The sequence below is a fragment of the Mesorhizobium sp. P2_B5 genome (assembly GCF_056404775.1).
In genome coordinates this window covers 237,857-264,469 of the sequence record NZ_JBFUDJ010000001.1, presented here as the reverse complement: position 1 = coordinate 264,469, position 26,613 = coordinate 237,857, and the positions used below count along the sequence as shown (strand labels likewise).

At 63.9% G+C, this 26,613-nt stretch carries 22 protein-coding genes and 1 riboswitch; of the genes, 9 read left to right on the top strand and 13 right to left on the bottom strand.

Annotated elements, in window-relative coordinates; all coding sequences use genetic code 11:
- Positions 1 to 29: 29 nt before the first annotated feature.
- Together AC1D1N_RS01350 and AC1D1N_RS01345 are read right to left on the bottom strand one after the other, a co-directional pair.
- Entirely contained in the window at positions 30 to 1,850 is a 1,821-nt protein-coding gene (locus tag AC1D1N_RS01350; protein WP_477346215.1) for an ABC-F family ATP-binding cassette domain-containing protein, read from the bottom strand.
- A 1-nt stretch (position 1,851) separates the two neighbouring features.
- Entirely contained in the window at positions 1,852 to 2,511 is a 660-nt protein-coding gene (locus AC1D1N_RS01345) for a thiamine diphosphokinase (RefSeq protein ID WP_436261784.1), read from the bottom strand.
- A 104-nt stretch (positions 2,512 to 2,615) separates the two neighbouring features.
- A riboswitch (TPP riboswitch) is annotated at positions 2,616 to 2,730 on the top strand.
- A 43-nt stretch (positions 2,731 to 2,773) separates the two neighbouring features.
- Between AC1D1N_RS01345 and thiB the strand changes: the two genes are divergently transcribed.
- The 4 genes from thiB (at position 2,774) to AC1D1N_RS01325 (ending at position 8,039) form a co-directional block, all read left to right on the top strand.
- Positions 2,774 to 3,781: a thiamine ABC transporter substrate binding subunit gene (thiB, locus tag AC1D1N_RS01340; RefSeq protein ID WP_477346214.1), complete on the top strand. Its 1,008-nt coding sequence runs from the start codon at positions 2,774 to 2,776 to the stop codon at positions 3,779 to 3,781.
- Positions 3,782 to 3,959: 178 nt separating this feature from the next.
- Entirely contained in the window at positions 3,960 to 5,537 is a 1,578-nt protein-coding gene (gene thiP / locus AC1D1N_RS01335; protein ID WP_477347344.1) for a thiamine/thiamine pyrophosphate ABC transporter permease, read from the top strand.
- Positions 5,538 to 5,545: 8 nt separating this feature from the next.
- Entirely contained in the window at positions 5,546 to 6,298 is a 753-nt protein-coding gene (thiQ, locus tag AC1D1N_RS01330; protein ID WP_477347342.1) for a thiamine ABC transporter ATP-binding protein, read from the top strand.
- Positions 6,299 to 6,632: 334 nt separating this feature from the next.
- Positions 6,633 to 8,039, top strand: coding sequence for a M48 family metalloprotease (locus tag AC1D1N_RS01325; protein ID WP_352590108.1), 1,407 nt, complete (start codon positions 6,633 to 6,635; stop codon positions 8,037 to 8,039).
- 59 nt (positions 8,040 to 8,098) lie between these two features.
- Here AC1D1N_RS01325 and AC1D1N_RS01320 read toward each other — a convergent pair whose 3' ends face one another.
- The gene (locus AC1D1N_RS01320; protein ID WP_477346213.1) at positions 8,099 to 10,423 is read right to left on the bottom strand and encodes a caspase family protein; all 2,325 of its coding nucleotides are present in this window, start codon (positions 10,421 to 10,423) and stop codon (positions 8,099 to 8,101) included.
- Positions 10,424 to 10,586: 163 nt separating this feature from the next.
- A complete protein-coding gene (locus tag AC1D1N_RS01315; protein WP_352589996.1) occupies positions 10,587 to 11,450 on the bottom strand; it encodes an RNA polymerase factor sigma-32 in 864 nt (287 codons plus the stop codon).
- 402 nt (positions 11,451 to 11,852) lie between these two features.
- Between AC1D1N_RS01315 and AC1D1N_RS01310 the strand changes: the two genes are divergently transcribed.
- The 3 genes from AC1D1N_RS01310 to AC1D1N_RS01300 all read left to right on the top strand — a co-directional run bounded on the left by AC1D1N_RS01310 (position 11,853) and on the right by AC1D1N_RS01300 (position 14,216).
- Entirely contained in the window at positions 11,853 to 12,626 is a 774-nt protein-coding gene (locus tag AC1D1N_RS01310) for an amino acid ABC transporter substrate-binding protein (protein WP_477346212.1), read from the top strand.
- Positions 12,627 to 12,771: 145 nt separating this feature from the next.
- Positions 12,772 to 13,452 (top strand): amino acid ABC transporter permease, encoded by a 681-nt coding sequence (locus AC1D1N_RS01305; protein WP_192247526.1) that lies wholly within the window; start codon positions 12,772 to 12,774, stop codon positions 13,450 to 13,452.
- Positions 13,449 to 14,216 carry an amino acid ABC transporter ATP-binding protein gene (locus AC1D1N_RS01300; RefSeq protein ID WP_477346211.1) on the top strand — a complete coding sequence of 256 codons (768 nt, stop codon included), beginning with the start codon at positions 13,449 to 13,451 and terminating at the stop codon, positions 14,214 to 14,216. The genes AC1D1N_RS01305 and AC1D1N_RS01300 overlap by 4 nt, the downstream gene beginning before the upstream one ends.
- 129 nt (positions 14,217 to 14,345) lie before the next feature.
- Here AC1D1N_RS01300 and AC1D1N_RS01295 read toward each other — a convergent pair whose 3' ends face one another.
- From AC1D1N_RS01295 to AC1D1N_RS01270, 6 genes are all read right to left on the bottom strand, one after another.
- The gene (locus AC1D1N_RS01295) at positions 14,346 to 14,927 is read right to left on the bottom strand and encodes a CarD family transcriptional regulator (RefSeq protein WP_112559634.1); all 582 of its coding nucleotides are present in this window, start codon (positions 14,925 to 14,927) and stop codon (positions 14,346 to 14,348) included.
- 371 nt (positions 14,928 to 15,298) lie between these two features.
- Positions 15,299 to 15,637 (bottom strand): ferredoxin FdxA, encoded by a 339-nt coding sequence (gene fdxA, locus AC1D1N_RS01290; protein ID WP_027031582.1) that lies wholly within the window; start codon positions 15,635 to 15,637, stop codon positions 15,299 to 15,301.
- Positions 15,638 to 15,786: 149 nt separating this feature from the next.
- Positions 15,787 to 16,173 (bottom strand): RNA-binding S4 domain-containing protein, encoded by a 387-nt coding sequence (locus tag AC1D1N_RS01285; RefSeq protein ID WP_192247532.1) that lies wholly within the window; start codon positions 16,171 to 16,173, stop codon positions 15,787 to 15,789.
- A gap of 15 nt (positions 16,174 to 16,188) precedes the next feature.
- A complete protein-coding gene (locus AC1D1N_RS01280; RefSeq protein ID WP_477346210.1) occupies positions 16,189 to 19,635 on the bottom strand; it encodes a helicase-related protein in 3,447 nt (1,148 codons plus the stop codon).
- A 707-nt stretch (positions 19,636 to 20,342) separates the two neighbouring features.
- Positions 20,343 to 21,068 carry an acetoacetyl-CoA reductase gene (phbB, locus tag AC1D1N_RS01275; RefSeq protein WP_477346209.1) on the bottom strand — a complete coding sequence of 242 codons (726 nt, stop codon included), beginning with the start codon at positions 21,066 to 21,068 and terminating at the stop codon, positions 20,343 to 20,345.
- A gap of 126 nt (positions 21,069 to 21,194) precedes the next feature.
- Positions 21,195 to 22,379, bottom strand: coding sequence for an acetyl-CoA C-acetyltransferase (locus AC1D1N_RS01270; protein WP_477346208.1), 1,185 nt, complete (start codon positions 22,377 to 22,379; stop codon positions 21,195 to 21,197).
- A gap of 298 nt (positions 22,380 to 22,677) precedes the next feature.
- Here AC1D1N_RS01270 and phaR point away from each other — a divergent pair, with 298 nt between their 5' ends.
- Entirely contained in the window at positions 22,678 to 23,292 is a 615-nt protein-coding gene (phaR, locus tag AC1D1N_RS01265) for a polyhydroxyalkanoate synthesis repressor PhaR (RefSeq protein WP_112559628.1), read from the top strand.
- 48 nt (positions 23,293 to 23,340) lie between these two features.
- Here the strand turns inward: phaR and AC1D1N_RS01260 are convergent, their stop codons facing one another.
- The gene (locus tag AC1D1N_RS01260) at positions 23,341 to 23,802 is read right to left on the bottom strand and encodes an N-acetyltransferase family protein (protein WP_477346207.1); all 462 of its coding nucleotides are present in this window, start codon (positions 23,800 to 23,802) and stop codon (positions 23,341 to 23,343) included.
- 77 nt (positions 23,803 to 23,879) lie between these two features.
- Positions 23,880 to 24,299, bottom strand: a complete 420-nt coding sequence (locus tag AC1D1N_RS01255; protein WP_436261775.1) for a rhodanese-like domain-containing protein — start codon at positions 24,297 to 24,299, stop codon at positions 23,880 to 23,882.
- 87 nt (positions 24,300 to 24,386) lie between these two features.
- On the opposite strand from AC1D1N_RS01255, the gene ftrA reads away from it, so the two are divergent.
- Positions 24,387 to 25,385 (top strand): transcriptional regulator FtrA, encoded by a 999-nt coding sequence (gene ftrA / locus AC1D1N_RS01250; protein ID WP_436262083.1) that lies wholly within the window; start codon positions 24,387 to 24,389, stop codon positions 25,383 to 25,385.
- Positions 25,386 to 25,444: 59 nt separating this feature from the next.
- Here the strand turns inward: ftrA and AC1D1N_RS01245 are convergent, their stop codons facing one another.
- Positions 25,445 to 26,584 (bottom strand): citrate/2-methylcitrate synthase, encoded by a 1,140-nt coding sequence (locus tag AC1D1N_RS01245; RefSeq protein WP_436261774.1) that lies wholly within the window; start codon positions 26,582 to 26,584, stop codon positions 25,445 to 25,447.
- Positions 26,585 to 26,613 lie beyond the last annotated feature (29 nt).

Below are 26,613 nucleotides of genomic sequence, written 5' to 3'. Positions count from 1 at the left end.
CATGGCAGCTCGCTTGAAAGACTGCAAGCTCACCCCTCCATCTCTTCGCGCAGCATTTCCAGTTCCAGCCACTCTTCCTCGAGTGCTGCCAGCGTGGCGCGTTCCTTGTCGAGGGCGGCGATGGTCTTCTGGAATGAGGCGGGGTCGCGCTCGTAATAGGCGGGATCGGCGATGTTGTTCTCCAGCCGCGAGATCGAGGCCGCCACCGCTTCGATCTTCTTCGGCAGCGATTCCAGCGCGAACTTCTGCTTGAACGACAGTTTTTTCGCCGGCCCTTTTGGAGGTGCCAGCTCGCCTTTGCCAGGTGCGGGGGCGTCACCGGTTTCGGCTCTGGCGCGCGCCTTGCGATCGTCGAGCCTGGTGCCGCCGCGCTGCGCCAGCATGTCGGAATAGCCGCCGGCATATTCGATCCAGCGGCCGCCACCGTCCGGCGCGATGATGCTGGTCACAGTACGGTCGAGAAAATCGCGGTCGTGGCTGACCAGGATGACAGTGCCGGCAAAACCGGCGACCAGTTCCTGCAGAAGCTCCAGCGTCTCCATGTCGAGATCGTTGGTCGGCTCATCAAGAACCAGAAGGTTCGCCGGCCGCGCCAAAACGCGCGCCAAGAGCAGACGCGCCCGCTCGCCGCCGGACAGCTCGCGCACCGGCGTGCGCGCCTGTTCCGGCTTGAACAGGAAATCCTTCATGTAGGAAACGACATGGCGCTGCTCGCCATTGATGACGAGGTTTTCGCCGCGCCCGTCGGTGAGGTATTGCGCCAGCGTCTCGGCTGGGTCTACCGACTCGCGCTTCTGGTCGAGCGTGGCGATTTCCAGATTGGTACCGAGCCGCACCGAACCCACATCCGGCTTCATCTCGCCGATCAGCATCTTCAGCAGCGTCGTCTTGCCGGCGCCGTTCGGTCCGACCAGGCCGACGCGATCGCCGCGCTGGATGCGGGTCGAGAAGCCCTTGACCACCGTGAGGTCGCCAAAGCTCTTCTCGATGTTCTTCGCCTCAATCACCAGCTTGCCGGATTCGGCGGCGTCGCTGGCCACCATGGTGGCCGAGCCTTCGACGCCGCGATGGCCGCGAAAACGCTGGCGCATGGTCTGGAGTTCGCCGAGGCGGCGCATGTTGCGCTTGCGCCGTGCTGTCACGCCGTAGCGCAGCCAGTGCTCCTCGCGCACGATCTGACGGCCAAGCTTGTGCTGCTCACGCTCTTCTTCTTCCAGCACAAGGTCGCGCCATTCCTCGAAATGGCCAAAACCCTTGTCGAGGCGGCGGGTCTGGCCGCGGTCGAGCCAGACGGTGGCGCGCGAGACGCGTTCGAGGAAGCGACGGTCGTGCGAGATGACGATCAGCGCCGACGAGGTGCGGACAAGCTCCTCTTCCAGCCATTCGATGACAGACAGATCGAGATGGTTGGTCGGCTCATCAAGCAGCAGAATATCTGGCTCCGGCGCCATGACGCGGGCAAGAGCGGCGCGGCGCGCCTCGCCGCCGGAGAGGTCGTTGGGGTTTTCCGTGCCGGCGAGGCCGAGATGCTCCATCAGATAGGTGGCGCGGTAGGGATCGTCGGCAGGCCCGAGCCCGGCCTCGACATAGGCGCGCACATTGGCAAAGCCCTCCATGTCGGGCATTTGCGGGAGATAGCGCACCGTCGCCGAAGGCTGGCGGAACACCTCGCCGTCCTGCGGCTCGATCAGCCCGGCGGCGATCTTGAGAAGAGTCGACTTGCCGGAGCCGTTGCGGCCGACCAGCGCAATCTTGTCGCCGGCGGATGCGGTGAGTTCAGCGCCGTCGAGCAGCGGCGTGCCGCCGAAGGTCAGTCTTATCCCGTCGAGGTTGAGAAGGGGCGGGGCCATGTCAGCTTTCAGGCAAGGGATAGGGATGAGCGAGCAGCAGTGCGCGGCCATGGCCAAGTGCGATTTCGAGCCGGCCCCCGGTCTTCTCTGACTTGACCTCGTTGGAGATGGTGAGCGACGAGCCGAAGGCAACCTCGACATGGTCGAGCGGCCATTTGGCGCCGGACACGGTAAGGCCCGAAAGATCGGAAAAGCCGAGCACGGAAAACAACGTGCCGTCGGCGTAATCGAAGTCGGCCTTGCCCGGCAGCAAGGGCACCCCCTCCTGCGCGCCGCTGGTCAACAGCACTTTTGTGCCGGTCTCGGCCAGCCGCAGGCTGAGCGCCAGATGAAGGTACGCATGGTCGGCGCGCTTGCCACCGAAAGCGCCGGCCAGCACCAGGCTGGTGGCGCCGCGCTCCAGTGCGGCGGCGATGGCCAGCTCGCCGTCGGTCTTGTCCTTTTCGGGCGGAAATACCTGGCGCGGCACAGCGGCGAGATCTGCAGGAAGGTCCGCCGGCACGGAATCGAAGTCGCCGACCCATAGCTCCGGCAGCAGGCCGAGCAGTCGGGCATGGCCGATGCCGGCGTCCGCGGCGATGACGCGCGTGCCTTCGACCTGGCGGTCGAGCCGCGGCGTGCGGACGAGATCGCCGCCAAGCAGGATGGTGAATGTGCTCATATCCGGTGGCCCTTACCAGCCCCGCCGGCGAAACGGAAGGCCGAGACCCACCACCGCCGGCAAAGTTCCGCTTGCGTGGCACCTTGGCCGGGCCTATGTGTCGAAACGCTCTAACGGGGTGCCGGACGCGATCTTCGCGGACCGGCTGAGAGGCAGTCTCGCCAACCCGCTGAACCTGATCCGGTTTGTACCGGCGGAGGGATTAGACGCTTCGGACAGACCGACGCCTCAATTCCTTTCAACACGAATGAAGGAGGCGCCGATGCGCATGATTTTGTCCCGTCTTGTCCCAGCCCTGGGTCTTGCTGTTTCACTTCTGGCAAGCCCTGCGTCCGCGCAGGACAGACTCACCATCTACACCTACGAGAGCTTCACCGCCGACTGGGGTCCAGGCCCTGCTGTGAAGAAGGAGTTCGAGGCCGAATGCGGCTGCAGCGTCGACTTCGTCTCGGTCGCCGACGGCGTCGCGCTGCTCAACCGCGTCAAGCTGGAGGGGGCATCGACCAAAGCCGATATCGTGCTTGGCCTAGACACCAATCTGACCGACGAAGCCAAGGCCTCCGGCCTGTTTGTCCCGCATGGCGCGGTGGCTGAAAACAGCGTGCCGGGCGGCTGGAGTGACGATACTTTCGTCCCCTACGACTATGGCTATTTCGCTGTCGTCTATGACACCGAGAAGCTGAAGAGCCCACCGAAGAGTCTCAAGGAATTGGTTGAGGGCAATGCCGAAGACAAGATCGTCATCCAGGATCCGCGCACGTCGACGCCGGGCCTTGGCCTGCTTTTGTGGGTGAAGTCGGTTTATGGCGACAAGGCGCCGGAAGCCTGGGCCAAGCTCAAGCCAAAGGTGCTGACGGTGACGCCGGGCTGGAGCGAAGCCTATGGCCTGTTCACCAAGGGCGAGGCGCCGATGGTGCTGTCCTACACGACGTCGCCGGCCTATCACATGGTCGCCGAAAACACCGAGCGCTACCAGGCGGCGTCTTTCGAGGAAGGCGAGTATCTGCAGATCGAGGTCGCCGGCATCACCACCACGGGTGCGAAGAACCCGCTGGCGGCAAAGTTTCTCGCCTTCATGACCGGGCCGAAATTCCAGAATGTCATTCCGGAGACCAACTGGATGTTCCCGGCGGGGAAAACCGACAAGCCGCTCAATCCGGCCTTCGACAAACTGGTCAAGCCGGCGAAGACGCTGCTGTTCAGCCCGGAAGAGGTTGCGGCCAACCGCAAGGCTTGGGTCGATGAGTGGCTGGCGGTGATGAGCAAATGACGGCGGTCTTCACCCTCCCCCTTGTGGGGAGGGTCGATCCGCGAAGCGGAGCGGGGCGGGGGTAGCGACGTTGAACCCAGCCTCACCCCCACCCCGGTTCGCGGACACCGCTTCGCGGCATCCGCGCCCCGACCCTCCCCACAAGGGGGAGGGTGGAAGGCGCGACTCTGACCCCCGCATCGCCGCCGGCATCGTTGCGCTCGGCGCAATAGCGCTGCTGATCGGCGGCGCCTTTGCCGGCCTCATCCTCGAAGGCGCGCACGACCTCCGCGGTGCTGCGTCCGCCTTCGATCTCTATCTCCTGCGTGTCGTCCGCTTCACGCTCTGGCAGTCAGTCCTTTCGACGCTGCTTTCCGTCGTGCCGGCGCTGTTTGTGGCGCGTGCTCTGTCGCGGCATCCGCGCTTCTTTGGCCGCGGTTTCATCCTGCAACTGTTCACCGTGCCGCTGGCACTGCCGGCCATTGTCGCGGCGCTGGGCATACTGGCGCTCTATGGCCGGGCCGGCTACTTCGCCGCGATCGGTGGCCAAAGCTGGCCCGATATCTATGGCCTGTCGGGCATCCTCGTCGCTCATGTCTTCTTCAATCTGCCGCTGGCAACACGGCTGTTCCTTGAGGCACTGGGCACGGTGCCTGCCGATCAATGGCGGCTGGCAAGCCAGCTCGGCATGGGGGCGAGACCAGCCTTCCGGTTGATCGAATGGCCGGTGCTGCGATCGGCTCTGCCGGGCATCGCCGGCCTTGTCTTCATGCTTTGCATCACCTCCTTCACCATCGTGCTCATCCTCGGCGGCGGGCCGGCGGCGACGACGCTGGAGGTCGCAATCTACCAAGCGCTGCGCTTCGACTTCGATCCCGCGCGGGCAGTCACACTGACATTGCTGCAAATTGCGCTGACCTTTGCCGTCGTGCTGGCGCTGACGCGGCTTGGCGCCAATGTGACCGGGGATGCGAACCTGCCTGTGGCGCGGCGCCGCTATCTCTCGGCCGGCCCGGTCGAAACGGCGCTTAATGTCGTATTGATCGCGCTCGCTCTGCTGTTCGTAGCCGGGCCGATGGCGGCAACCGTCGCATCAGGCCTTGGCGCCGATCTCAGCCGGCTGGCTGGCGAGAGCGCGGTGCGCCAGGCGACGCTGACCAGCGCCTGTCTCAGCCTGCTGGCGGCGCTGCTTTCGGTGTCGCTATCGCTGTCGCTGATCATGGCACGCCGGGCGCTGTCCCTGCACCGCCGTGGCGGCGCCCGCTCGCTGCTCGAACATGCCACCGACACCGGCGCCGGTTTTGTCCTCGTCGTGCCGCCCATCGTCATCGGCGCCGGCTGGTTTCTCCTGCTGCGCACGGTCGCCGATGTCTTTGCCATCGCGCCCGTCATGGTCGTCACCGTCAACGCGGTGATGGCGATGCCCTTCGCCATCCGCGCGATGCGTCCGGCCTATGATGCGGCAAGCGAGCGCCACGAAAAGCTGTGCGCACAGCTCGGCATTTCGGGCTGGAGCCGGCTGCGGCTGGTCGACTGGCCGTCGCTGCGGCGGCCGCTGGCCACCGGCTTTGCCTTCGCCATGGCGCTGTCGCTCGGCGATCTTGGCGTCATCGCACTGTTCGGCAGCGATTCAGTGCAGACATTGCCTTATCTCCTCTTGGCGCGCATGGGCAGCTACCGCACAGCCGACGCCGCCGGGCTGGCTTTGCTGCTCGGGGCGGTCTGCCTGGCTCTGGTGGTCGCCGCGGATTGGTTGGGACGAGGAGAAAAATCGTGACTTCCGCCATGGAAAAAGGCGCGGTCGTGCGGCTGGACAAGGTCTCGTTCAGCTATGGCGAGGCGCCGTTCCTGTTCGATGTCGAATTCGCTGCCTCGAAAATCACCGCCATCATGGGGGCGAGCGGTTCGGGAAAGTCGACCCTGCTCAACCTGGTGGCCGGCTTCGAGACGCCGCAATCCGGCCGCGTTCTGATCGGCGGCGCCGATGTCGGCGCTTCCGCACCATCGGCACGACCGGTGTCGATGGTGTTCCAGGAAAACAATCTGTTTGCCCATCTCTCGGTCGAGAAGAATGTCGGCCTCGGCCGCTCACCGTCGCTTAGTTTGACGCAAACCGATCGCGCGGCAATTGCCGAGGCGCTCGAGCGTGTCGGCCTTGCCGGCAAGGAAAAGCGGCTGCCGCGCGAGCTCTCCGGCGGCGAACGGCAGCGCGTGGCACTCGCCCGCGTTCTGGTGCGCGACCGGCCGGTGCTGTTGCTCGACGAGCCGTTCGCTTCGCTTGGGCCCGCACTGCGCGACGACATGCTCGACCTCGTGGCCGGCGTCCATGCCGAGCGGGCGATGACGGTGTTGTTCGTCACGCATCAGCCGGAAGACGCGCGCCGCATCGGAGAGCAGATGGTTTTTCTGGACAATGGCAGGGTTGCCTCAACGGGATCTGCCGCCGATTTTTTCGACGGCACTGGTCCTGAAGCGTTTCGGCGCTATATCGGCGCAAGTTCGGGCGGATCACGCGATATTGCCCGGAAGCGGACATAATTTACGACCAAACCGGCTACAGGTGATGTGGCGCTTGCTTGCCATGGTCCAACTGATGTGGCTAGGTCCGCCCAGTATTGGTCCGGCACGAGCCGTGATTTGCCCCCTACAGCGCCGCATCCATCCGGGTGTGTAAAACGCTGTAGGTTTTTTGATTTGTGCAGGATTGCCACCGAGAATTCGATTTTCGCTGGCGCGGACCCCTGGGTCCAGGTCATGCGCCGAGAGCTGAAGGGACGCCGTGCTGTCGACCGGCACTGACACTTTGAGACGCAGGCCGCTGGCGCGCTTCCTCGCGCTGGCCGGCCTTGCCGTGGCGCTGGCCAGTTGCCAGATGTTCACGCCTCCGGAAGTGCAGGAATCCGGTTTCCAGCCTTCCGACAAGCCGATCACGGTCGACAATGTCGCCGCCAACAGCAAGCTCGCCGAACTGGCGAAGGCGCAGCATCCACGCATCCTCGCGACGTATGGCGGCGAATATTCCGATCCCAAGCTCGAGCGCATGGTGGCCAAAGTCGTCGGCAGCCTGACCGTGGTGTCGGCCAATCCGACCCAGACCTATCGCATCACCATCCTCAATTCGCCGAACGTCAACGCCTTCGCGCTGCCGGGCGGCTATCTCTATGTCACCCGCGGCCTCCTGGCGCTGGCCAATGATTCGGCCGAACTCGCCGCCGTCATTGCGCATGAGATGGGCCACGTCACCGCCAACCATGGCCTGCAGCGCCAGCAGCTCGAGGCCGAGGAAGGCCTAGCGACCAAGGTGGTTTCCGACGTGCTCGGCGACAGTCCGACCGCCAAGGCGGCCCTGATCCGCGGCAAGCTGAGGCTGGCGCAGTTCTCGCGCAACCAGGAGCTGGAGGCCGACGCCATCGGCATCAAGTCGGTCGGCGAAGCCGGCTACGATCCCTATGCCGCCGGCCGCTTCCTGCAGTCGATGTCGGCCTATACCGATTTCCGCTCGATCAGCGGCGCCACTGATGCCAGCCTCGACTTCCTGGCCACGCACCCCAACACGCCGCAGCGCATCGATCTGGCGCAGCGCCACGCCCGCCAGTTCGGCGCGCCGGGCGTCGGTACGCGTGACCGCGATTCCTTCCTGGCTGGCATTGACGGCCTGCTCTATGGCGATACGCCGGAAGAGGGCTATGTGCGCGGCCAGACCTTCCTGCATCCGGGCCTCGGCGTGTCGTTCACCGTGCCGGACGGTTTCATCATCGATAATACGGCCGCGGCGGTGACGGCGACCGGCCCCGGCGACATGGCGGTCCGCTTCGACGGCGTGTCGATCGACAAGGATCGGGCGCTGACCGACTATATCAGAAGCGGCTGGGTGGCCGGTCTCGACGAGACCAGCGTGCGCCAGGAGACGATCAACGGCAACGAGGCGGCGACCGCGCATGCCGGCGCCGATGGCTGGCAGTTCGACATTGCGGTGATCCGCGCCGGCGGCCAAGTCTACCGGCTTTTGACGGCGGCGCCCTCGGCCAGCACTACGCTGGATCCGGTGGCGCGCTCGGTCAGCGGCTCGTTCCGCATCCTGAGTGCGGCCGAGAAGGCGGCGCTGAAGCCACTGCATATCCGTGTCGTTACCGTTCAGGCGGGCCAGACCATGGGTTCGCTGTCGGCGCAAATGGTCGGCGTCGACCGCAAGCTCGATCTGTTCAGGGTGCTCAACGCGATGTCGCCGGGCGCCTCGGTTTCGGCCGGCGACAAGGTCAAGATCGTCACGGACAAGTAGCGCAGTCCGGCTTCGATGGGGCCTGCCCGTGCGAAGCAGGGCTGCGGTCACTGCCACTCTCAGAGGTTGCTGTCGGTGTTCGTGCCGGTATCGGTACCGCTGTCAGTGCCTTCGCTACTGGTGTTCTCACCACCACCGGGATTTGAAGCACGGCGCTCGGAACCATCACCGTTGTTGCCGCTCCAGGCCGCCCGGCCGGTTTGCGGCACGGGTTTCGGGGTCTTCGGTCTTGGCGCGGGTATGGGAACCACCTTTATTTTCGTGATGATTTTCGGGGGCCGGACCTTGCACGCCGGAATCGCCAAGGCGACCCGCTTCGGGGTGCTGAGAACACCCAGGGAATACATCTGCTGCCGCTCCATTCCGGCTCTGAAGAAGGCGAGCGCGCGGTCCGGATCAGTTGGAACACCATTGCGACCTTCCATGAAGATCGATGCGAGATCGTTCATGGCATCGATATGCCCCATCGCCGCCGATTTGAGCAGCAAGTCCAACCCCTTGGCGGCATCGCGCTGGACGCCGCGCCCATTGAACAGGGTGCGTCCCCACGCGGTCATGGCGTAGGGGTCACCCTTTTCGGATGCTTCTGAATAGAAGCGGTTGGCCTGTTCGGGATCCGCGGCCGTCCCTATTCCCGACGAGACGATGGAGCCGAGCGCGAAAACCGCGCGGACGTATCCCTTGTCGGCGGCCTGCTGGATTGCCTGCCTGGCCTCATTGACCTTGCCCGAGGCCAGCAACGCCCGTCCGAGTTGGTAACGGAAGCGGGCAATCTCTGGATAGGCCTTCACCGAGGCCTGGCAGAGCTCAACCGCGTCGTCGCCAATCTCGTTCGCCAACCGGCCCGGGACAATGCCTTGCAGGTCGAGAGGTTCGCCAGCCGCTCGATCGCAGGGATCGACGCTTGGCGACAGTTTCAGCGTCGCCGTCTTCGATGTATTGTCGGCGCGGATCTGAAAGCCGATCTCGACCGGCGTCGCGGAGCCGATCTGCGCCTCGTAGCGCAATTTGTCGACATCGTCGGCCATCAGGCTCGATTGAGGCGACAGGATGCGGTCCGGCAGGGACAGTGTCCCGGTTGCCGGATAGCTTGCAAGCTTCAAGCTGATCGACGGATCCTTGGTCGGGAAATCCAGCTTGAGCGGAATCGGACCGACGCCGACGGGGATTTCGATGTCGCGGTTTTCGATCGCTTCGGCGGCGCCGGCGATACGAATGCCGCGCTCAACCACCGCCTGCTTTTGCTCGGCGGCGATTGAGGCCATGAGTTGCTTGCCTTCAGCGCCCGCGCCGTTTCTGATCCGCAACAGCAGAACGCCCTGGGATTCGCCACCCCACTCGTTGTGCGTGGTGTAGGCCAGCGTTTCCACCTGTTCCTGCCCACCCGCCAATGCGGGGGCGTCCATGCGCAGACGCGGGAGGTCGGTACCCTCGATCCTTTCGCCCATGGCCAAGGGCTTGCCATCAAGTGTCAGCCGTCCGAGTGTCGGCAGGCTGTCGATGCTGACGCTGACCGCGCCACCGTCGACGTCAACTGGCGCCGGCAGATCGAGCGCTACTGGCCCGACGCCGGACGGCACGATTTTCTCCAGTACCGGCGGCAGCGCCGGGCGGTTGGCGCGGGGCATCAGAAAGACATCGTCGAGAAGCGAGGAATTTTCCCATGGAACCTGCTTGCCACCGGTTGCCTTGACCACATCGCGGCGCACGGCGGCCATGACAGCCCTGATCTCCTGGTTCGGCGCCAACGCACGACGGGAGAAGGCGGAGGAAAATGGGCTGAGATTGCCGCTCCCGTCATAGGCAACGGCTCCCGGCTCGGTGGCAAAGGCGATCAGCGCGTTCTCAGAACCCTTCACCTGCGCCAATCCGCTGCCGCTGGCGACGATCAGCTGGTCGCGAAGCCAATAGTTCTTACGCGGAAAAGGATTGTTGCGGCAGGCGTCGAGGATGATTACCTGGATTTTCGATTTCGAGCGCATTTGCTGCAGCATGTCATCGAGCTTGATTGCCTGAACTTCCACGTCGGCCGCATCCTTAAGTGTGGCGTCGACCGGGATGAGAAAGTTCTCGCCGCCGATCTGGAAGCCGTGGCCCGAATAATAGACCACCGCGAGATCGGCACCGTCCGCCGCCGCCAGATAGGTGCGGAAACGCTCCTCCAACTGAAGCCTGGTCAAATCCTTGGCGACGAAAACGTCGAAGCCGGCCGTCCGGAACGTGCCTGCAATGTCTCCGGCGTCCTTGTCCGGGTTCTTGAGCGCCGGAAGTTCACGGTATTCGGAATTGCCGATCACAAGAGCAACCCTTCGATCGGCGCTGGCCTCGAAAGTCGTCAGGGTCACAAGGATCAAAGCTGCAAGAAACACGCAGAGTCGCGACATGGCAAATCCTCATCCGCTATGATCTGGTGAACCCCAACAGACACCCTGCCGCTCAGCAGGTCTGTTAAAGAATTCACAATCTGCGAATGAGAGGCGAGGAAATCTGATGTGCTGGTCTTATGTGCTGATCGGAAAATCTTAATACTGCTGCCAGCCGGGAATTTCAGGCTGCCTGCGTCTGAAATTCCGGGTTCTGCTTGACCAGCGCGACCTTCAGCTTTTCCATGGCGCGGGCCTCGATCTGGCGGACACGCTCCTTGGAAATGCCGAGCGTCTCGCCGAGCGCTTCCAGCGTAGCGCCCTCGTCGGTCAGCCGGCGTTCCTCGATGATCCTGAGTTCGCGGGCATTGAGCGCGCCAAGCGCTGCTCTCAGCCAGAGCAGGCGGCGTTCGAAATCGATGGTGTCGCTGGCGACTTCGTCCGGCAGCGGATCGTCCGAAATCAGGAAGTCCATGCGCTCGGTGGTGCCGCTGTCGTCGGCGAGCGGCGCGTTGAGCGAAGAGTCAGGCGCGGAAAGCCTGGAATCCATCATCGCCACGTCGGCCTCGGAGACGCCGAGCGCTACCGAGACTTCGCGATAGAGCGTGGCGTTGGAGATCGGCTCGGCGCCATTGGCCAGCCGGGCGCGCAAGCGCCGCAGATTGAAGAACAGCGCCTTTTGTGCCGAAGAGGTGCCGCCGCGCACGATCGACCAGTTGCGCAGGATGTAGTCCTGCATCGAGGCGCGGATCCACCAGGTCGCATAGGTCGAGAAGCGCACCTCGCGCTCCGGCTCGAAGCGCGCCGCCGCTTCCAGCAGCCCGACATGGCCTTCCTGGACCAGATCGCCGAGCGGCAGTCCGTAGTGGCGGAATTTCGAAGCCATGGAGATGACCAGCCGCATATGCGCGACGGTGATCTGGTGCAGCGCCTGCTGGTCCTGATCTTCCTTCCAGCGCAAGGCGAGAACATGTTCCTCGTCGCGCTCGAGATAGGGGGCCTTCATCGCCGCGCGGACCATGGTCCGTCCTGCCGTGTCTTCGATCATGTCGCGCTCCTGCTCCCGGACATTTTCGGACGGCCTGGCGGCCGCTGGCTCTATCTTGACGCAATCCCGGACGGAAAACCGGTTTCCCACTTTTCCTGGAATTGCTTTGGGTCTGGCGCAGCTAGGGTTCTTGAAATGGAAACGCAGCGCCCTACAACAGGGCATGAACGTGCCACACCGGGGATTGGTTCCGCCGCCGATGGTGGTTGTTTTATGCTATCCGACAGCGCGCGCCGACAGCACAAAAAACGGGGCGATCGGCACCAATCTGAGTTACTTTGAGAATCTGATTTCTGGATCGCCATTTTTTTGAAATCTGGTTCCTTATTTTGCGGCTCTCTATCTGTCAGTTTCCGGCTCTCACAAGCGCCGGACACCGGCCAAGGACGGGATCACAGAAAAATGAAATGGCTCAATTCGCTCATCGTCGCCGGAACGCTGCAGGTTCTGGCTGTCACAGCCGGCCACGCCGGCGCCAACCTCGACCAGATCAAGCATGCCGGCACCATCAAGGTTGGCACCGAAGGCACCTACGCACCCTTCACCTACCATAATGATGCCGGCGCGCTGGTCGGCTTCGACGTCGAGATCGCCAAGGCGATCGGCGACAAGCTCGGCGTGAAAGTCGAGTTCCTCGAAGGCAAATGGGACGGGCTGATCGCTGGTCTCGACGCCAACCGCTACGACGCCGTCATCAACGAGGTCGGCATCACCGACGCACGCAAGGCCAAGTACGACTTCTCCGATCCGTACATCGCTTCCAAGGCGGTGCTGATCGTGCGCGGCGACGACACCGCCATCAAGACCTTTGCCGATCTCAAGGGCAAGAAGGCGGCGCAGTCGCTGACCTCGAATTTCGGCAAGCTCGCCGAGACCAACGGCGCCGAACTCGTCGGCACCGATGGCTTCGACCAGTCGATCCAGCTTTTGCTCACCGGTCGCGCCGATGCCACCATCAATGACAGCCTGTCCTTCCTCGACTTCAAGAAGCACAAGCCCGACGCCAATGTGAAGATCGCCGCGCAGGAAGAAAACGCCGACTATTCCGGCGTCATCGTGCGCAAGGGCGATCCGGAGCTAGTGGCCGCGATCAACAAGGCGCTGGCCGACATCAAGGCCGACGGCACCTACAAGAAGATCGCCGACACCTATTTCGGCCAGGACGTGTCACAGTAACGAAGGTCTCCGGCGGTTTGCCGGCAATGACACAATATAGCGGCGGGCCGTCTTTGATGGCTCGCCGTTTTTCGCATGATATGACAACCGCACAATCGCACTGCCGGACCGGTCTAGACGGCATTTGCAAGGAGAGGAGCCGCTCGTGCCGCACTGGCTGCAACTGATGCTGGACTCGTTGCCGACGCTGTTGTGGGCGGCGCTGATCTTCACCGTGCCGCTGACTCTTCTGTCGTTTGCGCTCGGCCTGTTCGTCGGCCTGGTTGTCGCCCTGGTGCGGCTGTTCGGGCCGAAGCCGCTGGTCGCCGTGGTGCGCTTCTATGTCTGGATCTTTCGCGGCACGCCGCTTCTGGTGCAGCTGTTCCTGATCTTCTACGGCCTGCCCTCGGTCGGCATATTGCTCGATGCCTTTCCGGCGGCGCTGATCGGTTTCACCCTCAACATCGGCGCCTACAGTTCGGAAATCATTCGCGCGGTGATCGGCTCGGTGCCGAAGGGCCAGTGGGAGGCAGCCTATTCGATCGGGATGACCTGGAGCCAGGCGATGCGGCGCACCATCCTGCCGCAAGCCGGCCGGGTCGCGGTGCCACCGCTGTCCAACACCTTCATCTCGCTGGTCAAGGATACGTCGCTCGCCGCCGCCATCACCGTGCCGGAAATGTTCCAGGCAGCGCAGCGCATCGTCGCCACCACCTATGAGCCGCTGATCCTGTATGTCGAGGCGGCGATCCTTTATCTGGCAATGAGCTCGGTGCTGTCTGCCCTGCAGACGCGGCTGGAGGAACGGCTCAACCGTTACGGCGGCTTCCTGGAGGCGCGCTCATGATCGGCCTCACCGACATCGAAAAGCGCTTCGGCGACAATCTCGTGTTGAAGGGCGTAACGGTCACCATCGCCGAAGGCAGCGTCACCGCGCTGGTCGGTCCGTCCGGCGGGGGAAAGAGCACGCTGCTGCGCTGCATCAACCTCCTGGAGATCCCGACCTCGGGCACGGTGCGCGTCGGCGACGAGACGCTGGAATTCCGTCCCGGCATCAAGATCCCCAGTCGGGACATCCAGCGCCTGCGGCTGCAGACCGGCATGGTGTTCCAGAATTTCCAGCTGTTCCCGCACCGCACCGCCATCGAGAACGTCATGGAAGGGCTGGTGACAGTGCTGAAATGGCCAACGGCAAAGGCGCGTGAGCGGGCGCTGGCGCTGCTCGAGAAGGTCGGCATGGCGCACAAGGCCGATGCATGGCCGGTGACTCTGTCGGGCGGCCAACAGCAGCGCGTGGCGATTGCCCGCGCGCTGGCGCCGTCGCCCAAGGTGCTGCTCTGCGACGAGCCGACCTCGGCGCTCGATCCTGAGCTGGCACAGGAAGTCGTCGACGTGCTGGGAAAACTCGCCAGCGAAGGCACGACAATGGTGATGGCGACGCACGACCTGCGCCTCGCCTCGAAGATCGCTCAAGAAGTGGTGTTTCTCGACGCTGGCGTGGTCGTCGAGAAGGGGCCGTCCGCCCTGGTGTTCAGCAATCCGGAGCGCGAACGGACGAAGCGCTTTATCGCAACACTGAAGCAGGAAGCGGCGAAGGAAGCCGGCGGCTGAGCCCTCTGCCCTCCCCTTGTGGGGAGGTCGGACCGAAGGTCCGGGTGGGGGGCCGTGCCGCACCTCAGGCCCAAAAACAAAAAACCCGGCGCGAGGCCGGGTTTTTCATGAATTCAAATGTGAAAGCGATCAGGCAGCTTCTTCCTGTTCGGATTCCTCATTGTCGGCCTTGGCGCCGCGCTTAGGGCCCTTGTTGAGGTTGACCTCGATCAGGCGCACGGCTTCGGTTTCCGACATGCGGTTAACTGCGGCGATCTCACGGGCCATGCGGTCGAGTGCCGCCTCATAGAGCTGACGCTCGGAATAGGACTGCTCCGGCTGGTTGTCGGCGCGGTAGAGGTCGCGCACGACTTCCGAGATCGAGATCAGATCGCCCGAATTGATCTTGGCATCATATTCCTGGGCGCGGCGCGACCACATGGTGCGCTTGACCCGGGCGCGACCCTGCACGACCTTCAGCGCGCGCTCGACATAATCCTCCTCCGACAGCTTGCGCATGCCGATGGAGGTCGCCTTGGCGACCGGCACTTTCAGCCGCATCTTATCCTTCTGGAAGTCGATGACGAACAGTTCCAGCTTGTGGCCCGCAACTTCCTGCTCGTCGATCGAGACGATCTGGCCGACGCCGTGCGCCGGATAGACGATGTACTCGCCGGTCTTGAAACCGTGACGTGCCGCGGTGGACTTCTTCTGCGGGGTGATCGTTGCCATTACGCCCTGAACTCCTTGTTGTGGCACCGGCGGCCTGCCGGTCCGAACGCGTGCGATCGGGGACGCCGATCGTTAGCCGCACAACAGATGAACCCATCGGAAAAAGCCGGGACCGGCAAACCGCATACATAGCGACTGCCTAGCCCAGATCGCTCTGGTCCGATTGGGGATTTCACCTTTCAGTGATTTGGGGCGCTTGCGCCATAAATCGACGTTGTGTCACCGGCATGTTTCAGCAGATGTAGCACAAAAAGTAGGAAGAATCAAGGTTTTGCTGCAAACGCGAAGGTCGAGCGACATCACCGCCTGTCAAGGCCGTTGATGTATGATGCGCGTTACGCCGCGTTATGACGGCCAAGTCGGCCGTAGCATCAGTCGCCTTCGCCTGGCTCAGCGGAGAAATATTTCTCGAACTTGCCGGCCTCGCCGTCGAAGGTCTTGGCGTCTGCCGGAGGCTCCTTCTTGGCGGTGATGTTGGGCCACTTCTCGGCGTATTCGGTGTTGACCTGCAGCCATTTGTCGAGACCCGGCTCGGTGTCGGGCTTGATCGCATCGGCCGGGCATTCCGGTTCGCAGACGCCGCAGTCGATGCACTCGTCGGGATGTATGACGAGCATGTTCTCGCCTTCGTAGAAGCAGTCGACCGGACAGACCTCGATGCAGTCCATGTACTTGCATTTAATGCAGTTGTCGGTCACGACATAGGTCATTGGTCGGCTCCGGGACGTCCCGTTCTTGCTAGGCTTTTTTGGTGAGGTAACGCCTTTGCCTGCCGCTTGCAAGGGCGGCCATGCCTGGCGGCACCGGCGCTTCCGAAATGGAATTGCAGATCGCCGGCATGGCGAAGAGCGCCAAGGCTTCAGTCTTCGCCGAACAGCCGGTCGGTTTGCCTGCGTTCTTTCTTGGTCGGACGGCCGCTGCCGGCCTCGCGCAGCGCGGGAATGGCATCGGCAACAGCCTCGCCTTTCGGCGCCGGCGGCGGTGACAGATCCTCATAGAGCGTGCGCGCTTCCTCGGCAGGGCCGCGTCGCACACCTGTAGCCAGCACCTTCCAGACGAAGATGCGGCGCTCATGCGTGATGGTCAAAACATCGCCGGCCTTCACCAGATCCGAGGCCTGCGCTGCTTTGTCGCTGTTGATGCGGACGCGTCCGGCGACGACAAGCTTGGCGGCCAGCGAGCGCGATTTCACCGCACGCGAAAAGAACAGCCATTTGTCGATGCGCTGGCGACCCTCAGCAACCATCGAACCGTGCCGTGCCTACTTCTTCAGCTGGTCGCGCAAGGCGGCGAGCTTGGCGAAGGGTGAGTCCGGATCGAAGCGCACCGGCCGTTCCTCCCGCGGCTTGGCCTGGAAGGCCGGCTTGCCGCCCTGCGGACCGCCTTTGCCTTCCGGCCTGCCGCCCTTCCAGTCAGGCCGGCCTTCGCGACGCTCGCCTTGCGGCTTGCCATCGCGGCGCTGTTCGCCTTCGGCCTGCGGCTTGGGCTTGAACTTCGAGCGGTCGAAGCGCGGCTTGGCGGCACCGTCGCGCTGGTCGCGCCGGCCCTGATAGGCCGGCCGTTCGCCCGGTGCCGGCTGTCCGCCGGCAGCGTCGGCAGGCGCACCGGTGCGAGCAGCCTGGCCGTTGCGCGGGCGATTGTCCCGGCGGTTTTCGTGACGATGACGCGGGCGCTGCTCGAAACGGCCCTGCCGCCACAACAGGATCGGTTTTGGTTCTTCAGCCTCTGGCGCGGCTTGGCTTGCTTCACCCTCCCCCTCGTGGGGAGGGTCGGCGCGCAGCGCCGGGGTGGGGTCAGCGCCGGCGTCGCCGCTTGCATCTTCAGCGTCGGCGGCGTCAGCACGACCTGCTTCGTCAGCGCCGTCACCCCCACCCGCGTCGCTTCGCGCCGCGACTCCCCCCATCGAGGGGGAGGTAAGGGCGTCGGCGCCTTCGGTGACAGTGACGTCGGCGAAAGCTTCTGTAACGGGCGGGACTTCTTCCGCGATTTCCGCGGGAGCTTCGATTTGCTCTTCAGAACCAGCCTCCGCTGCCGGTTGGGCGACGGACTCTGCGGTATCCTCTGACGTAACTTCTGCGGCGGTAGCTTCAACAGCCGCATCCGGCTCCACACCCTCGGCCGGTGCTTCGGTGACAGCATCCGCTGCGGCGGCTTCCGCCGCAGCCTTTGCAGCCGCTTCCGCCAGCTTTGCCGCAGCCGCTTCCCGCGCCGCATTGTCCTGCGCTTCGAGCCGCGCCTTCACCTCTGCAGGCGGCTTCGGCTCGGCGCGGTAGCCGAGACCCTTCAGGATCTCTTCCATGTCGTCGGTGGTGGCGCCGAGGATCGACATCATCGGCGGCGTCACCATGAAGGACTGGCCGTCATAGGCGCCATCCGGGCGCTGGCCAAGGCCGGGCTTCCAGTTGGTCGCGGGGCGGATCAGGTCGGCCAGCCGTTCCAGAATGTCGATGCGCACAGCGCGGCGGCCGAGATTGCGGTAGCCGGCGAGCTTGTAGAAGGTCTTGTCGAAAGCCGGGTCGATGACCACCGAGGTGCGGCCGGAGGCCAGCGCGTGCACCACGTCGCCGAAGCCGGGCTTGTCCTTGCCGTCATTCTTCAGCGCCCACAAAAGCGTAATCAGGCCGGCGGGTGCGGGCTTGATCAGCGCCGGCACGAAGACGTGGTAGGCGCCAAAACGCACACCGAGCCGGCGCAGGGCAGCGCGTCCCTCCTGGTCGAGCGACTTCATCTCTTCGGCGATGTCGCGGCGGTTGATGAGGCCGAAATGCTCGACGAGCTGGAAGGCGATGCCACGGCCGATGCCGGTGATCTGCTCGGCATTCTTCAAGTCGACCAGCGGCTTCAGCAGCGACTCGATCTGGAAATTGACGAAACGCTCGGCGCGCGCAGCAACCTTGTCGCGGGCGGGGCCGGTCAGCTGCTCGTCTGCCAAAAGCACCAGGCGCGGCTTCAGCGCGTCCTCGCCGGCAACCAGCGTGCCGATCGGCGCGCCGATCCAGCGCAGCGTGCCGTCGGAGCCGAGCGCCAGGTCGCCATTGGCGCAGGCGCCGAAGCGTTCGGCGCGCGCCTCGAACTCAGCGGCAAGCGCCTTTTGCGCCGCCGTGCGCACGGCCTTGGCGTCTTCGCCGCCGGCGCTCTGGTCGGCGGTGAAGCGGAACCCTTGCAACTCGCCGACATGATGGCCTTCGACAAGGACGGTTCCGGTAGGACTGATTTCGGCTTCAGGCATTGTATTTTCTCTAAGGCGCCGCATGAGGACGGAAGTCCTGCGGTCTACAAACCGTTTCGTCAACCGCTCATGCAGCGCATCCGACAATCTGTCTTCGATTTCGCGCGTCTTTTCCTGCCAGTGTGCCTGATCGGCCAGCCAGCCGGGCCGGTTGGACACAAATGTCCAGGTGCGGATCTGGGCAATACGGTGCGACAGCGTGTCGATATCGCCTTCGGTCGTATCAGCCCGGCGCACCTGCTCGGCCATGTAGTTCTCGTCGACATGGCCGTGTTTGGCGAGGTCTGTGTAGATCGAGGCGATGAGGTCGGAGTGCTGGGCCGGCGCGATCTTGCGGTAGTCCGGCAAGGCACAGGCTTCCCACAGCAGCGCCACGCGCTTGGCATTGGTGGCGAGCGCGCGGATGTCCTCGTCGCGGGAGAGATGCTCGAGCGCCTGCGCATCGACCGCCGGCAGCGCCCGCGTCAGGCCTTCGACCGGCGCATTGATCTCGATCGAGCGCTTCAGTGCGTCGAGGCTGGCGAAATCGAAATGCGCGGTGCGCCACTGCAGTACCTTCACCGGGTCGAACTCATGACCCTCGATGCGCTTGACCAGTTCCTCGTCCAGCGGATCGACCTGGCCGGTGACGCCGAATGTGCCGTCACGCAAATGCCGGCCGGCGCGGCCGGCAATCTGGCCGAGCTCGGCCGCTGTCAGATTGCGGTACTGGTAGCCGTCGAATTTGCGGTTCTGGGCAAAGGCGACATGGTCGAGATCGAGGTTGAGACCCATGCCGATGGCGTCGGTGGCAACGAGATAATCGACGTCGCCCGCCTGGAACATTGCCACCTGGGCGTTGCGGGTGCGTGGGCTGAGGGCGCCGAGCACGACGGCAGCGCCGCCCTGCTGGCGGCGGATCAGTTCGCCGATGGCGTAGACCTCGTCGGCGGAGAAGGCGACGATGGCGGTGCGACGCGGCAGGCGGGTCAATTTCTTCGAGCCGGCATAGGCGAGGTGCGACAGCCGCGGCCGCGTCACCACCGAAACGCCCTTCAGCAGGCGCTGCAGAATGCCATGCATGGTGGCGGCACCAAGCAGCAGCGTTTCCTGGCGGCCGCGCAGATGCAGGATGCGATCGGTGAAGATGTGGCCGCGTTCGAGGTCGCCGGCAAGCTGCACCTCGTCGATGGCGACGAAGGCGGCGTCGGTCTCGCGCGGCATGGCCTCGACGGTACAGACCGAATATTTCGCGCCGGGCGGCTGGATTTTTTCCTCGCCGGTGATCAGCGCCACCTTGTGGGCGCCGACCTTTTCGCAGACGCGGGCGTAGACTTCTCGCGCCAGCAGCCGCAGCGGCAGGCCGATGATGCCACTCTCATGCGCGACCATGCGCTCGATGGCGAGATGGGTCTTGCCGGTGTTGGTCGGACCCAGCACGGCGGTCACGTCGCGGCCCGACAGGATCAGCGGCTCGGTGTGTTTCGGCTGGATGTTCATCGGCCCGGAAATGAGGCTTTCTGCATCGTGTTGTCGGGAGCGCGCCTCGCATGGCGCGTATGACACGCGACACATAGGGATTTCGGGCGCGAAGCGAAAGCGGAATGTTCCGGCCGTCAGTTCGGGAGTCTCGTTCGAGGTCCGGATTCGCTCCCGATTAACAGTTGGAACGAGTCTGGAACGAATCGGCTACGAATCAGTGACTCCAGCAGATTCAGCTTTTGTTCACGGCTACATGTGGATTTTGCGACCGGGAGTCTCACCACATGCTGAATCCATTGAACTGGCCCGATTCATGCAGGGCGGGCTTTGCCATTAACCTTCGCCAGCGAAGAATGGCCACTGCTCAGCTGTCGTTGGCCAAGGTTATGAAATTATTATCTTTTCTTAACCAGCTTTAACCATTTGGCAGAGCTTTTCGGCCTTCGCCATTAACGTTTCGGTCAAAGCCGGAACGAATCGGCGACGAATCAGCGATGGGCGGGTTTTCCCGATTTGTTCACCCCAATATGTTGTGTTATCCACAGCTTGCCCACCGAGAATTCACAGCTTGTGAAGCGGGTTTCACACAGCCTGAGCCGGCGCCGTTAATCTTTGCGTGCCGGAACGGGGCAGTGCCGACATGGAAGCCTGAGAGCGTTGCCTGTCGACGACGAAAAAACGGGCGCGAGCCGGCCCGTTTTTTCTCTCAGGCGAAATGCTGTCGCTCAGGCGAAGTACTGGCCGCCATTGGCGGTGATGGTCGAGCCGGTGATGAAGCCGGCGTCCTCGGAGGCGAGGAAGACGACGCAGCGCGCGATCTCTTCCGGTTCGCCGAGGCGGCCGACCGGGATCTGCGGCAGGATGCGCTCGTTGAGCACCTTCTCGTCGATCGCTTTGACCATCTCGGTGGCGATGTAGCCGGGGCAGATGACGTTGACGGTGATGCCCGCGCGAGCGCCTTCCTGGGCAAGCGCCTTGGAGAAGCCGATGTCGCCGGCCTTGGCGGCGGAATAGTTGACCTGGCCGGCCTGGCCCTTCTGGCCGTTGATCGAGGAGATGGTGATGACGCGGCCGAACTTGCGGTCGCGCATGCCGCCCCACAGCGGATGCGTCATGTTGAAGACGCCGGAGAGGTTGGTGTCGATGACTTCTTTCCACTGCTCGCGCGTCAGTCTGTGGAACATGGCGTCGCGGGTGATGCCGGCATTGTTGACCAGCACCGAGACCGGGCCGAGATCGGCCTCGACCTGTTTGATCCCGGCGGCGCAGGCATCGTAGTCGGCGACCGACCATTTGTAGGTCTTAATGCCGGTTTCCCCGCTGAACTTCCCCGCAGCCTCGTCATTGCCGGCATAGTTGGCGGCAACCGTGTAACCCGCATTCTTCAGGCCGATCGAAATGGCGGCGCCGATGCCGCGTGATCCACCGGTGACGAGCGCTACTTTGGTCATGAAGTTCCTCCTCCCTAAAGTTTTTGGTGAATGGTCAATTTGGTGAATGGTCAATAGTGAATGGTGAATGGCGAGCGATGTGCCGCCTTCGACCATTCACCATTGCCTATTCACCATTCACTCTTTTCACAGCGCTTCCACGCACAAGGCGACGCCCATGCCGCCGCCGATGCAGAGCGTGGCGAGGCCCTTCTTGGCGCCGCGGCGGCGCATCTCGAAAACCAGCGTGTTGAAGACGCGCGCGCCGGAGGCGCCGATCGGATGGCCGATGGCAATCGCCCCGCCATTGACGTTGACGATCGACGGATCCCAGCCCATGCCCTTGTTGACAGCACAGGCCTGCGCGGCGAAGGCCTCATTGGCCTCGACAAGGTCGAGATCCTTGACCGACCAGCCGGCCTTCTCCAGCGCCCGCTTCGAAGCGGGAATAGGTCCGGTGCCCATGATCGCCGGATCGACGCCAGCGGTCGCCCATGACGCGATGCGCACCAGCGGGGTGATGCCGCGCCGCGATGCTTCGGCCTCGGTCATCAGCAGCGCGCCGGCAGCGCCGTCATTGATGCCGGAAGCGTTGGCAGCGGTCACCGTGCCGTCCTTGTCGAAGGCCGGCTTCAGCTTGGTCATGGCGTCGATGGTGGCGCCGTGGCGGATGTATTCGTCCTGGTCGACAATGGTGTCGCCCTTCCTGCCCTTGATGGTGACGGCGACGATCTCGTCCTTGAACTTGCCGGCCTTCTGTGCGGCCTCGGCCTTGTTCTGCGAGGCCAGCGCGAACTGGTCCTGGTCGTCACGGGTGATCTGGAACTGGCGGGCGACGTTCTCGGCGGTGTTGCCCATGTGGTAGCCATTGAAGGCGTCCCACAGGCCGTCCTTGATCATGGTGTCGATCATCTTGTAGTCGCCCATCTTGACGCCGGCGCGCAGGTGCTCGGCGTGCGGCGACAGCGACATCGATTCCTGGCCGCCGGCGATGATTACCTTGGCGTCGCCGGTGGCGATCTGCTGCATGCCGAGCGCGATGGCGCGCAAGCCCGAACCGCAAACCTGGTTGAGGCCCCAGGCGGTGGTCTCCTTGGGCAGGCCGGCATTGATCGACGCCTGGCGGGCTGGGTTCTGGCCCTGGGCTGCCGTCAGCACCTGGCCGAGAATGACCTCGTCGACTTCGCCCGGCTCGACGCCGGCGCGCGACAAAAGCTCCTTGATGACCACGGCGCCAAGCTCATGCGCCGGGGTGGCGGCGAAGGCGCCGTTGAAGGAGCCGACAGCGGTGCGCGCGGCACTGGCGACGACGATTGAATTGGCATCGGACATGTTTCTCTCCAGACTTCGAGGTCGTATTCTCTAGTTGTTGGGACTTTTCTTGCCCGTTCCACACCCCAAGTCAAACCGGAAATGGGCATGCCGGCCCTGCGCCGCAAGCAGGGCACGAGCGGCCGGCGCGGTCGCCGGGCCTTTGCTGCGCAGCATATTTAGCCTGCCATGCAGCATTAAATGATGCCGCACTGCACAAACCGCTTGGAATTATGGAGCTTTTGCGCATATCCTTAAAAATGGCGCAATCGTTACCGGCGGCTTACTCAGGCACGCCGGTGTCCCCGGGAGGATGCTGATGGCCGCGAAAGACGACCCAATCATTATCAAGAAATATGCCAACCGCCGTCTCTACAACACCGGCACCAGCACCTATGTGACGCTCGAGGACCTGGCCGAAATGGTCAAGAAGGGCGAGGAGTTCACTGTGCAGGACGCCAAGACCGGCGACGACATCACCCATCCGGTGCTGACCCAGATCATCTTCGAGCTGGAGAACAAGGACGGGCAGAACATGCTGCCGATCCCGTTCCTGCGCCAGCTGATCGCGTTCTACGGCGACCAGATGCAGATGATCGTGCCGAGCTTCCTCGAACAGTCGATGATCGCCTTCTCCAAGGAGCAGGAGCGCTTTCGCGAGCAGATGAAGGGCGCCATCGGCAAGTCGCCGCTGGATGTGATGAAGATCGCCACGCCGATCAAGGCGCTGGAAGAGCAGACGCGGCGCAACATGGAAATGTTCCAGAACGCCATGCGCCTGTTCACGCCGTTCCCGCCAGCCGCCTCGAATGGCACTGCCGCGGCTGCGCCCGAGCCGGCCCGCAAGGAAGCGCCGGAAAAGAGCGGCGACGACCTTCAGGAGTTGAAGGAACAGATCGCCGCCATGCAGCGCAAGCTCGACACGATGTCGTAAGACGGGCGCGGCCTGGCCTGACCGGCCCTACCGGTCGGGGCCTTGCCCTCACGGGTCGATTTTCAGCTGCCACGATTCCCAGATCTCGTCGGGCTGCCCGCTGAGTGAGCGGTAGAAGGCCTTCGCCGGCATGTTGGATTTCAGCACCGTCCATTTGATGGCGGACGCGCCGATGCCGGCGGCGTATTGGCAAAGCTGTTCAACAAGCGCATGGCCGACCGCCATGCCGCGCGCTGCCTCGGCGACGTAGAGTTCCTTAAGCCAGACAACCGGCTTCAGGTCGTAGGTCCACGGGATGATGTAGTGGACGGCGATGCCGACGATCACGTTCTCTCGCTCTGCCACGAGCACGCCGAACCGGGGCGATGGCCCCAGCCCGTGTTCGACAAGGTCCGCTTCGGTGAGGCGGAACTTGTCGTCATAGCCCTCGAAGATGGCCAGCGCCCGCATAAGCGCGAGCACCGCGCCGACATCCTGCCGTCCGAACGGACGGACCATAATCGCCGCCATCTGCCTGCTTTCCCTTGTCTTCAAGATCGACCATATCGCGTGCGCGCTCCCGCGCCAGCCTGGTGCTGAACCAAGGCTCATGCGTGCAAGACGCCTGGCTCCTTGCCGGAAGTGAAGGGGAGTTCCTCGTCCTGCCAACCGGTTATGCCGCCGATCATGATCTTCACGGGACGACCGAGGCTCGCCAGCTTGAACGCCGCCCGATCCGCGCCATTGCAATGCGGTCCCGCGCAATAGACGACGAACAGCGTCTCTACCGGCCACTCTGCCATCCGTTCGGCCGATATTTCGCGGTGCGGCAGACGCAGCGCGCCCGGCACGTGCCGGCGTTCATAGGCTTCCGGCGAACCGACCACATGCAAAAGGACAAAATCTTGATCGCCGCTGCGCAGCGCCGCGGCGACGTCGGAACAGTCGGTCTCGACGGAAAGCCGGCGCAGGAAATGGTCCCGGGTGATTTCCGGCGATGCCGCCGGAATGTCTGTCACGTAGCTCATTCGCGTATCTCCATTGCTGATGCGTTGGAGATAAAGCAGGAAGCAGAGCGATTGCAGCTGGCAGCTTTGCCATATATCGTCAAGATCATGCCAAATATGCCTTCCGCAAATCCGCGCCCTGCGAACCCTCTCGTCGTTGCCATTGCCTATGACGGTCTGTGCACGTTCGAGTTTGGCGTGGCGGTTGAGATCTTCGCCTTGCCCAGGCCGGAAATGGGAACGGATTGGTACCGTTTTGCCGTTGCCGGAATCGATGCCGGAGAAATGCGCGCGCTGGGCGGCGTGCGCATCGTTGCCGACGGCGGGGCTGATCTGATCGGCCAGGCCGACACGGTGATCGTGCCTGGCTGGCGCGGATCGGAGGCGCCGGTGCCGCCGGCGCTGATCGAGGCGCTTCGCAAGGCGAACGAGCGCGGCGCCCGCATTCTTTCGATCTGCTCGGGCGTGTTCGTGCTTGCCGCCGCGGGCCTGCTTGCCGGCAAAAGGGCGACAACGCATTGGCGCTATAGCGATAAGCTGACGGAGATGTACCCAGACATCACCGTGGTTCCAGATGTTTTGTACATCGATGAGGGAAATGTCCTGACATCGGCCGGCAGTGCCGCGGGCATCGACCTTTGCCTGCATCTGGTGCGGCGCGATTTCGGTACCAAAGCGGCAAACATGGTAGCGCGTCGTCTGGTGGTGCCGCCGCACCGTGACGGCGGCCAGGCGCAGTATGTCGAGAGTTCCGTTCCCGAGCCGCATGAGCGCAGCCGGCTCGGGCCTTTGATCGACAGAATGCGCGCGGATATTTCCGCCGACTATCCCGTCGCCGTCCTGGCCGAACTAGCCGGGATGAGCGAGCGGACATTTCTGCGCCGGTTCGCGGCCGCAACCGGCGTTACGCCGGCGCGCTGGCTGCTCTCGGAACGGCTTTCGCGGGCGCGCACGCTGTTGGAAGACACCGCCATGCCGATCGAGCGGATTGCCGAGACCGCCGGCTTCGGCGCGGCAGGCACGTTGCGGCATCATTTTCGTCAGCAGTTCGCCACGACGCCCGTCGCGTACCGTGCGCGGTTCGGGAGCACTTCCAGGTCGGGCTGAGGGGGTTCTATTTTACGCAATTCCGGACGGAAACCGCTTCACACTTTTCCTGGAATTGTTCAGGTCAAAGACCCTTCATAGCGGCCACGCGGCCTGATGATGCTGCCGCTCATGATCTGCTCGACCGTATGCGCGGCCCAGCCGACGCTGCGCCCAAGCGCAAACAGCTGGAATGGCGCATCGCGCGGCAGGCCGAAACTACGCGTCAGCGCGGCCAGGGCGAAATCGATGTTCGGGTGCGTGCCGGTCGCGGCGATAGCGGCCTTTTCCAACTGTTGCAGCGTCTCGTCGACAGGGACGACTGCCAAGAGTGCTGCAGCACGGGGGTCGCCATCGGGATAGAGCGGATGGCTGAATGCCGGCAAGGGCCGGTCGTGGCCGAGCCAGCGCCGGATCGCCGCCTCGGCGCCGTGCCGAGCCGCATCCTCCGCCAGCTGCATCACCGCTTCGCCGGCGCCGCCGTGGCGCGGGCCGGTCAGCGTCGCCAGGCCCGCCAGCAGGCATGCGGCGGGCGAGGCGCCGGTCGAGGCCGCGACGCGGGCAGTGAAGGTCGATGCGTTGAGTTCATGATCGGCAAGCAGGACAAGGGCGCAACGGATCGCTTCCGCGCCGATATCGTCCGCCGACCAGCCCCGCGCCAGACGCCGATGCATAGGCGCCGTGCCGCCCGCGGCGCCTAGCGATTGCGCCAGCGCCCCTATTGTGTGCGCGGCCTCGGTACACAGCGAGGCGGCGCTGCGTCCAAGCGACGGCCGCCCCTGGCTGGCAAGCATGGCAAGCTGCGCAAAAGCCGAAGCGCGACCGGCTGGAGGAGGCGCCTCAGACGATGGTGTTTTGAAAGCCACCGGTTCGGGCAGGGCCCAGAGCAGAGCGGCGGTTTCCTCCAGCGTGGCGGATTTGGACAGCGCGACGGCATCCTGCCCCCGGTAGATGAGGCGACCGTGCACAACGGTCGAAATCGCCGTTGCGATCGACGGCTCGCCCCAGGCGATCGCGCTCTCGGCGATGGCCGAGGGACTGCGGCCGCGCGCCCGCCGGGTGGCAAGTGCGGCGATGTCGTCAAGGCGATACTGGCTGCGGCGCGGGTCGGTCTCATCGGGCCGCATGCCGATGCGGCCACGGCTGACATAGGCGTAGAGCGTCTGCGGCCGGACCTTGAGCCTTTCCAGCGCCTCTTCCCGCGACAGCCATTCGGACATTTTGACCCCTGATATTGATTATATTGATC